5 protein-coding genes are annotated in these 9,610 nt (G+C 40.8%); 1 reads left to right on the top strand and 4 read right to left on the bottom strand.

Annotated features, from left to right (window positions below; all coding sequences use genetic code 11):
* Both E1176_RS11700 and dnaE read right to left on the bottom strand, forming a co-directional pair.
* A partial coding sequence (locus E1176_RS11700) for a phage holin family protein (RefSeq protein WP_155210797.1) occupies nucleotides 1-285 on the bottom strand: 285 nt, incomplete at its 3' end.
* Nucleotides 286-331: 46 nt separating this feature from the next.
* Nucleotides 332-4,564, bottom strand: coding sequence for a DNA polymerase III subunit alpha (gene dnaE, locus E1176_RS11695; protein ID WP_155210796.1), 4,233 nt, complete (start codon nucleotides 4,562-4,564; stop codon nucleotides 332-334).
* Between the two features lie 212 nt (nucleotides 4,565-4,776).
* Between dnaE and E1176_RS11690 the strand changes: the two genes are divergently transcribed.
* A complete protein-coding gene (locus tag E1176_RS11690; protein ID WP_155210795.1) occupies nucleotides 4,777-5,160 on the top strand; it encodes a hypothetical protein in 384 nt (127 codons plus the stop codon).
* Nucleotides 5,161-5,337: 177 nt separating this feature from the next.
* On the opposite strand, the gene E1176_RS11685 is transcribed toward E1176_RS11690, so the two are convergent.
* Both E1176_RS11685 and E1176_RS11680 read right to left on the bottom strand, forming a co-directional pair.
* A complete protein-coding gene (locus E1176_RS11685) occupies nucleotides 5,338-8,571 on the bottom strand; it encodes a TonB-dependent receptor (RefSeq protein ID WP_246206010.1) in 3,234 nt (1,077 codons plus the stop codon).
* Nucleotides 8,572-8,583: 12 nt separating this feature from the next.
* The coding region (locus E1176_RS11680; RefSeq protein ID WP_222933135.1) for a FecR family protein at nucleotides 8,584-9,610 on the bottom strand (1,027 nt) is incomplete at its 5' end.

The following is a 9,610-nucleotide window of genomic DNA, read 5'->3' as shown; positions in this document are numbered from 1 at the left end:
AAAGCCTTTTGTGTTGAAATCGCTTCTAAACTGATCGATAATTTCAATGATTATGGCGTAAGCAATTGTGCGTGTGATAATGCCTAGACCAACCAGCCAAAGCAGACCCAGAGTAGCCACATTTAGAATAAAAGTAAGTAGCCAGCCAACTAAAAAGCCCACGATAATAATCAACAAGGAAGTAATAAAAGCGGCCTTGAAGTCCTTGATGTAAATACCGTCTACAGCACGAGACATAATCACGATAGCGACCGGGGTAAGTATCAATTGAAGAATGAATTCCATATACGTTTAGTTTGAGAGATAACAGAAAATGGATTTTTATGTTTGATTAAACCAACACACGGCACTTAATTTCCGGTATTTCTTTCATGGCCTTAATCAGCTCATTACTAGGGTTTATTTTGTACTTTCTCGACATCAATTCTACCATTATATTCTCCTCAGCATCCATAAGCTTCACATGCAGCGGACAGTCACCTTTATGCTTGTGACAAAGGCGCTCAATCTCTTCGATCGTAGACAAGCTTAGTTGGGCGACATTTACATTTACCCTCACACCTTTACTCTTCTTATCTCTCAGGTCATTGAGCAACTCAATGGTTCTAATTTTAAACTCAAGCTGTGGGCCTCCCCATTTACGCTCTGCGGCCGTACCCTGAATGTACAAGAACCAGCCTTGCATTAAGTATTCCTTAAATTTCAGGTAGTCTTCACCAAACAAAAAGAAAGTAAAATTACTATTGTAGTCTTCAAGTGTGAGCGTTCCAAAAGGTTTTCCGTTTTTGGTAGTTCTGTGGGCAAAACTAGAAACGATACCAGCCAAACGAACTTCTCCTCGGGCTTGTAAAGCATTCAGATCTTCAAGCTCTTTAAGCTCTGTGTTACAGAAAGTTTCTATTTCGAAAGCAAAATCGTCTAATGGGTGGCCCGAAATATAAAGGCCGACAACATCACGCTCGATATTAAGCTTTTCGATCTCACCAAATGGCTCGATAGGACTTACTTTTGGCTTGGGAGTTTCTACACCTGCGCTACCACCAAACAACGAAGCCTGAGCACTGTCAGCCTCTTGCTGCATTTTGTTGGCGTACTTAATTACCATTTCAATAAGGCTCAATTCGCCCTCAGCAGCGTGTAAATATTGTCTTCTGTGGTATTCCTGAAAACAATCAAAGGCACCAGACATCGCCAGGCATTCAAATGTTTTCTTATTTACTGTTCTGAGTTTAACGCGCTCGGCAAACTCAAAAATATCTTTGAACGGCCCGTTTTCCTCTCTTTCCTGTATTATGGCTTCAACAGCCGCCTCACCACTACCTTTGATAGCGCCTAATCCGAAACGTATTTCTCCTTCTTTGTTTACCGCAAAGTTTACCTGCGATTCATTGATGTGAGGCCCAAGTACTTTGATGCCCTGGCTACGACACTCCTCCATAAAGAAGGTGACTTTCTCAATATTACTTTGGTTGTGCGTGAGCACGGCCGCCATATATTCAGCAGGGTAGTGGGCCTTGAGGTAGGCCGTGTGATACGCCACCAGAGAATAGCAGGTAGAGTGAGATTTATTAAAAGCATAAGCCGCAAAAGCTTCCCAGTCTTTCCAGACTTTCTCAAGAATTTTAGGATCGTGGCCACGCTCTTTACCTCCATCGATAAATTTAGGCTTAAGTTTTTCCAGCAAGGCAAATATTTTCTTACCCATGGCCTTACGTAACACATCGGCATCACCTTTAGAAAAACCAGCCAACTTTTGCGAGAGCAACATCACTTGCTCCTGATAAACTGTGATACCATACGTTTCAGCGAGGTTTTCTTTCATGTCCTCGATGTCGTAGGTGATCTCTTCATCACCATGCTTACGGGCGATAAAGTTTGGTATATATTCCATCGGCCCCGGTCTGTACAGGGCGTTCATGGCTATAAGGTCTTCAAACTTATCTGGTTTGAGTGCGCGTAAGTGCTTTTGCATACCCGGAGACTCAAACTGGAATGTACCGTTGGTATATCCTTTTTGGTACAACTCATAAGTTTTTGGGTCATCAAGGGGTACGCTTTCAATGTCTATTTCGATGCCATGCCGTGCTTTTACATTGGCGATGGCACTTTTAATAATGGTAAGGGTTTTTAGGCCTAAAAAGTCCATTTTAAGCATTCCGGCATCCTCAACCACACTGTTGTCAAACTGCGTGATAAGCATATCGGAATCTTTGGCTGTAGAAACCGGAATGAATTTGGTAAGATCGTCTGGCGTAATAATTACACCACAGGCGTGTGTACCTGTGTTTCTTACAGAGCCTTCTAATACTTTGGCCTGATTTAACACCTGACCTTTTAGATCAGTGCCCTGGCGTATCTGTTCCAGGTCTTTGACTTCTCGAAATGCTTTGTCCAAAGAAGTGCCGGGTCTCTCAGGTACGAGTTTGGCCAGGTCGTTGGCTTCCATAAGCGGTAGCTCCATCACTCGTGCTGCATCTCTGATTGATGATTTGGCAGCCATTGTACCGTATGTGATGATCTGTGCTACCTGATTTTGGCCGTATTTGTCAATTACATATTGTATTACTTTATCACGACCTTCATCATCAAAGTCAATATCAATATCGGGAAGTGACACCCTATCAGGATTCAGAAATCGCTCAAAAAGTAGGTCGTACGCTATTGGGTCGACATTGGTAATACCAATACAATAGGCTACAGCAGAACCTGCAGCAGAACCCCGGCCCGGACCAACAGAGACGCCCATTTCACGCGCTTTGGTGGTGAAATCCTGTACGATGAGGAAGTAACCCGGATACCCTGTATTGCGGATGGTTTCGAGCTCAAAGTCTAATCTCTCTCTTATTTCATCGGTGATTTCTTCATATCGCTTTTTTGCACCTTCATAAGTCAGGTGTCTTAAAAAAGCATTCTCACCTCGCTTGCCACCATCTTCATCATCAGCCGGGTCTTTAAACTCATCAGGTATGTTAAATGCCGGAAGCAAGACATCACGATCGAGCTTGTAGGGCTCAATTTTGTCGATCAACTCGCTTAGATTTTCGATAGCTTCAGGAATATCACTGAAGAGAGTTTTCATCTCTTCCTGAGACTTAAAGTAGTATTCTTCGTTAGGGAATCCGTATCTGAAACCCCGGCCACGACCTTTTGGTGTAGATTGCAGTTCGCCTTCCTTTACACAAAGCAAAACATCGTGGGCATTAGCATCTTCCTTATCAAGATAGTAAACGTCATTGGCAGCAATTACCTTTACATCGTATTTTCTGGCGAAAGCAAGTAGTACATCGTTTACCTTACTTTCCTCTTCTAGTCCATGACGGATCAGCTCGACATAAAAGTCGTCTTTAAAAACATCGAGATACCATTGAAAGGCCTCTTCTGCCTGGTGCTCACCAACATTTAATATCAAATAAGGGATTTCGCTACTCAGGCTTCCGGTAAGCGCAATTACATTTTCTGAATATTGCTTAACCAATTCTTTGTCTATACGTGGATAGATGCCATATAGACCTTCCATGTAAGCCAGGGAGCTAAGCTTTGCCAAGTTATGGTATCCATCCTTATTCTTAGCGATTAGAACCTGATTATATCTTTTGTCGGGGTTGTCTTTGGTAAACTTGAGCTTGGTTCGCTCTTCTGCAATAAAAAACTCACAACCTACAATCGGTTTTATTTCATTATTGAGTGCTTCTCTCACAAATTTAAAAGCACCAAACATGTTGCCCAGGTCGGTTATGGCGACCGCTGGCATGTTGTATTTTTTGGCTCTGGCAATCAGGCCTTTAATGTTGGGTACAGCCTGTAGTACAGAGTACTGTGTGTGTACGTGTAGGTGAGAAAAAGCATGATCGATATTCTTTGCTGCCTCAGCATCGCCACCCATATGTACGGTGGTAGATTTTTCTTTTTTAGCAAAGTTGGCATCGTCAAGGTCAGGCCGTTGATAGGTGATGTCTTCTACAGCAGTCTCATCGATCGGTTTTACAACCTTTTCTTTAATCAGACCGAAGAAACATTTGGCAGTAGCATCTACGTCATATGCAGCATCGTGGGCATCATCAAAAGGTACACCAAATAACTTTTCGTGCAGCTCAATGAGCTTTGGTGATTTTAAGCGACCACCTATACCTCCTTTAAGTTGACAAAATTCTTTAGATACCTCAGAAGTATCAATTTTATCAGTTTCTTGCAGCTCATTACCGTCATCCTCTCTGTCTACCCTAACAAATTCTGCACCTACAACGCGATTATCGAAATCAACATTATGGCCGATGACTACTTGCGTTCTTTCAAGGTCAGATTTAAATTTTTGAAGTACCTCTGCCAGATCATGACCTTCTTCCAAAGCGCGTTTGGTAGAAATACCATGCACTTTTTCGGAGTTGAAGGGAATAGTAAAGCCTTCGGGTTTTACAATATAATTTTCACTTGAGAGTAAGCTACCATCTCCATCGTGCAACTGCCAGGCAATCTGTACCAGCCTCGGCCAGTTGTCTAAATCTGTAATAGGCGCACTATAATTGTGCGGAAGACCGGTGGTTTCGGTATCAAAAATTAAATACATATGAAATGCTTGTAGTGGTTACTGGAATGTAGTGTATTCCAACTGTAAATATCGGAAAACTGGAGAAACGAAGACAGGTTGTTTACTCCTTTTTATATCGGGTGGATGAGTAATTTGAATGCAGTCACATTCTCAAAAAATTAAATTTTATTAACATTTTTTTTAATCAGTAGTTTATATTTGAAATAACCTAAACTACAATTTGTGATATAGTGGCTTCTTGCGAAATAATTCAGTTTAAAGATGTAGAGATCGTCTACACAGATGTTTCCCACAGTACCATCGAAGATTGTCTGAAAGTGATAGAAGCTAATCACGCAATCATAAAAAAACAACCCGAAAGGTCTGTATTGTCTTTAGTAAATGTTGATAAAACGCAGTTTAATACTGCGCTGATCAATAAAGTGAGAGAAAATGTCAGACGCAACAATCCTTACGTAATTGCTACAGCAGTAATTGGTCTTAGCGCTTTCAAGCGCATTATGTTAGATACCATTGTGTCTTTAACGGGTAGGAATATTATTGCACTGGAGAGCTTTGAAGAAGCAAGACTTTGGCTGCATGACCAATACCACAAAGTAATAATTAGCAACTAAAAAGGTCACCCTTTCGAGTGACCTTAAATGCAACCTGTAAAACTGCAAAAATTAGAAGCTGAAAGCTTACGTTGTAGTACAACGTAACGAACCTATATTACTTTCAACTTCTAAACTCTTTAAATGGAGTCGCCATTTTTTAGCGACCCCATCATAGGACTTAATGTAACCTAAACATTAAAATCGTACGTTCACTGTCAAATTAAACATGGTACCCAGCTGACTGAAATGATAACCATCATAAGTCATTTGAGAATACCTTTGGTTAAATGTTATCAAATTAGATTGCTCCAAAGTAAGATTAGAATCTGCCAAAATTGCATCACCACTTTCATTGAGCGCTACGAACTCCCACTCTGGCAACACATTAAAAATGTTATTTATGTTTAACGTGACATTTACCTTTTCTGAAGCTGAGTAGTTGATGCCTAAATCAGTAACTACGTTAGGCTTAAACTCTGTTTTGAGGTTAGTGTCCAAGCCATCCTGTCTGAAAGTAGTTTTTCCGAAATAAGTGTTGTTAAGAGAAAAGCCAAATTTGCCTAAGTTGTAGTTCGCTCCGAATATCCATTTGGTTTTAGGCCTTGAAGTAAAGAATAAGGCCTCCTGCGTTTCATTAACAACAGACTGACCGGCATCGGCAACTATCTCCGGGTTGTTAACTTCACCAACTCTTTCATTTTCTATGGTGTAATTACCTGATAGATTTAAGTTAAGCTCTCCGGCTCCAAGTGTTATATTTCTATAATTGGCTACCACGTCTATACCCGAAGTTCTTGTATCTATGGCATTTACAAAAAAGCTTAAGTCGGAAAGGTTATTGGCTGTAAGTACCTGGTCGAGTGCTGTATTTCCAGCCTCTGTAGGGCCAATTTCTGTACTTAACACAATTCTGTCATCTACCTGTATGTTGTAGTAATCGACCGTAACATTAAAGTTTTCGTTAATCTCCGATCCAAACCCTACAGTGATATTTGTAGATTCTTCCGCATCAAGTTGAGGGACATTGAGTAAACTAGCTTGTGTAGACACGTTATTTACCAAACCACCAACCTGGATACCCGATCCGGGCACGAAGCTGTACTGAGCCTTTTGAGTATAAATCTGATGTAGTGTTGGTGCTCTGAATCCTGTAGAAGCCGACCCTCTTAGGATAAGTCTGTCGCCAATTACTTTATATCTTGAACTCAGTTTCCAAACGAAGGTAGTACCGAAATCGCTATAATTTTCAACCCTAGCAGTACCATTAATGAGGAAGTTTTCTGTAATGTCGTAAGCTACATCTACATAGCCGCCAAAATTGTATCGGTTAAATTTACCTGAGTTTTCTGGTCTATTACCGGCAAAGGAATCTGCACCACCACCATCATAAGAAGCCAGTTCGCCTTCAATCACCTCAAAAGTTTCTGATCTGAACTCAGCTCCGAAAGCCACACCCAATTGGTTATTTACCGCTTTTGAAATGTCGATGTTACCCACTATATGAGAAAACTGAGTTCCACCCGGATCGAAGGTGATCGGGCTATTTTCTCTGTATAGATTGACGCCTTGTTGTATTTCGTTGCTATCAACTACGCCATTGTTGTTGAGGTCGCCAAGATAGGTAGGCGGTGTAAGTACGGTATTTCTGTTATGAGAATTTCTAACTGTATAAGTTTGTCTGTTGCCCCCTGTAGTAAAACTTGCGTCATAGTTCCACCCATTTAGGTTTGATTTGAAGCCGATCGTTCCATTATAATCATTCAGGTCTCCATCGAAGGTTGGTACATAACCAATATATTCTCCATTCGGCCCATTGGGAAAGAAATCTGCCAGATAGGGAAAATCAGCTTCTGTTCGCCAATAGGGTGTTCTGTAATTGGCAAAGCTGTTTACTTTTTTGTAGACATATGCAGCATTAAAGTAAAGTCTTGATACTTCGCTCAGGTTTAGGCCGCTATTTACCAAAAACTTAGCAGAGGTAGTTTCTGGTGAACCATTGATATTGCCCGCATCAGGTTTTAACGCCAAGAAGTTATTAACAGCATCAATACCCGCGGCATTGCTGGCTAAAATTGCATTTCTCTCTGGTGCGGTGATTACTCCGCCTGAGTAATTGTCAGGATCATCTGGGTCTGTATATACGAAATCAGCATATTCACCACCAGCTAAAGGTCGATTTTCTGCACCCAGATTAGTCGTACCTCCGTCAACAATGCCTGGTCGGTTGGCAAGATTTACCTTTGATAGATCTATAGTGTAGTTTACAAAGCCTCTGCCGTCATCTATTGAGCTGCCATTGTTTAAAGAAATGCCTAGCATCTCGCCATCACCTTCTGAAGTAATACCTGTTCGCAGTGTAAATGAGCCCGGCTCATCGCTATCTTTTAATACAATATTCATAACACCTGCAATAGCATCTGATCCATACTGCGCAGAAGCACCATCTCTCAATATTTCTACACGCTTAATTGCATCTGTTGGGATTGCCGAGATGTCTGCACCTGTTTCTCCTCTACCGGGAGAAGTTTGGGTGTAAAGCAATGAGCTTAGATTTTTTCTTTTACCATTGATAAGGATGAGCGTTCTGCTTGGTCCCATGTTTCTTATTTCATAGGGATCCAGAAGTGAGGTAGCATCGTTTACCGGTGTCTGTACGGTATTAAATGACGGTACCCGATATTGCAAGGCTTTGTCAAATGTAGGCTGACCGGTTGAGACAAGTTCATCTGCAGACAGCTTATCTACAGGGAGGGGAGTATCTGTTGATGATCGTGGGGCGTTTCTGGAACCAACAATGACGAGCTCCTGCAGTTGCTCCACATCAGGCATCATTGTAACTGTGATGTTTGAGCGATTGCCAACTACTATTTCTTGCGTTTTATACCCCACAAAACTTAATTGTACCGTTGCATTTTCCGGCACATCAAGATTTACCTTTCCGGATAAATCTGTGGTAGAGCCAATCGAAGTGCCTTTCACTACTACGTTTACTCCGGGAAGAGCTGCATTTTTTTCGTCAGTAACGAGTATTGTAATCGGCCGCATCATCTCTTCTATTTCGATTACCTCTTCCTGTGGTTGAGATTCGTCCAGCTTGTTTACACTTATGATATTGTTAACCTGTCTGAATTTTAATCTGGTTTCTTTGGCAATATCAGTGAGTATTTGAGCCACAGATACTTTTTTATACTGTAGAGAAAACCTTGTGTCTAAATTGATTTTAGGTTTACTGTAATGAAATTTAAATTGGGTTTTAGCTTCTACTTGCTCAAAAGCTTCCTGTACGGAGGCTTCTACCAAATTCAAGTCTATAAATACTTCTCTCACACTTTTAACTGTGTCATTTCCCGAGGCAGGAAAATGTAGAATAATGATAAACAAGCACCAAATAAGGTACTTGCTTATCTTTTGTGTAGTTGGTTTTATCATATTAGGTCAGGTTTAGTTTGCGTTTTTAATGGTTATATTTTTGCCATTCATCTGGTAGCTCAGATCCAGAGCGAAAGACATACTTTTCAGTACATGCTCAAGGCTTGAATTCTCAAAGCGACCAGTATATTTTTTGGCCAAAATTTCTTTATCAGTGATGTTGATTTTTACATCATACCAAAGCTCCAGCGTACTTATGATCTCTGCGACTTTGTCATTTTCAAAAAAGAGTATCCCATCTTTCCACGACAGGTCTTTGTTGATGTCAAAAGCGAGTTTTGTAGCTTCTTTAGTGCTGCTGTTTATGTCTAGAGCTTCTCCGGGATCAAGTGTATAGGTTTGAGTTATAACAGTAGATATAATTTTGACTTTACCGGTTGCTAAAGAAATACGTTGCTTTTTGGTACGATTATTTATGTTGAATGATGTGCCCAGGGCAGTGGTGGTCGTGGCCCCAGAGGTCACATTAAATGGCCTTTTCTTGTCTTTAGCCACTTCAAAAAAGGCCTCCCCAATCAGCGTAATGTTTCTTGAGGTATCAGTAAAATACTTATTATAAGTAATCGAACTCTCTGAGTTTAGGATAACCTTCGAGCCATCACTAAGCATGATTGTAGATTTTTGACCTCTTGAGGTTGACTTGGTAATTTTTTCTGAGACCGCCAGATTTTTTTTCTGAGGATCATCTGTTTCATATTGTATTACGAAGAAGGTCGCTAATGCAATAAGTATAAAGCTGGCAGCATAACCTATATAAGATCGTATGGGCACTACCTTTTTGCGAGGGATGCTATTCTCTATATTTCTAAATAGTCTGGCATCATCTAGACTTATTTGCTTAGGGTCTGGTTCTTGTTGCCATATTTCATCGGCCAGATCGTCAAGTAACTGTGAACCGTCCTTAGTTTCTAAAATGGCCTTTACCTGTTGCTCTTCTTCAAAGGAGCATTCACCACGTAGGTATTTTTTTATTAACTCTTTTTTCATCGTTATGGCAGAAAATCTGACTTCTACCATATAATTACCCTGGCTCGCAACA

Source organism: Fulvivirga aurantia (assembly GCF_009711475.1).
Classification (GTDB): domain Bacteria; phylum Bacteroidota; class Bacteroidia; order Cytophagales; family Cyclobacteriaceae; genus Fulvivirga; species Fulvivirga aurantia.
This window is presented reverse-complemented; position numbering and strand designations above follow the sequence as displayed.

Excerpts from the sequence above, each read along its gene's own strand:
- dnaE (WP_155210796.1), bottom strand. The coding sequence starts at position 4,564 with ATGTATTTAATTTTTGATACCGAAACCACCGGTCTTCCGCACAATTAT.
- E1176_RS11685 (WP_246206010.1), bottom strand. The coding sequence starts at position 8,571 with ATGATAAAACCAACTACACAAAAGATAAGCAAGTACCTTATTTGGTGC.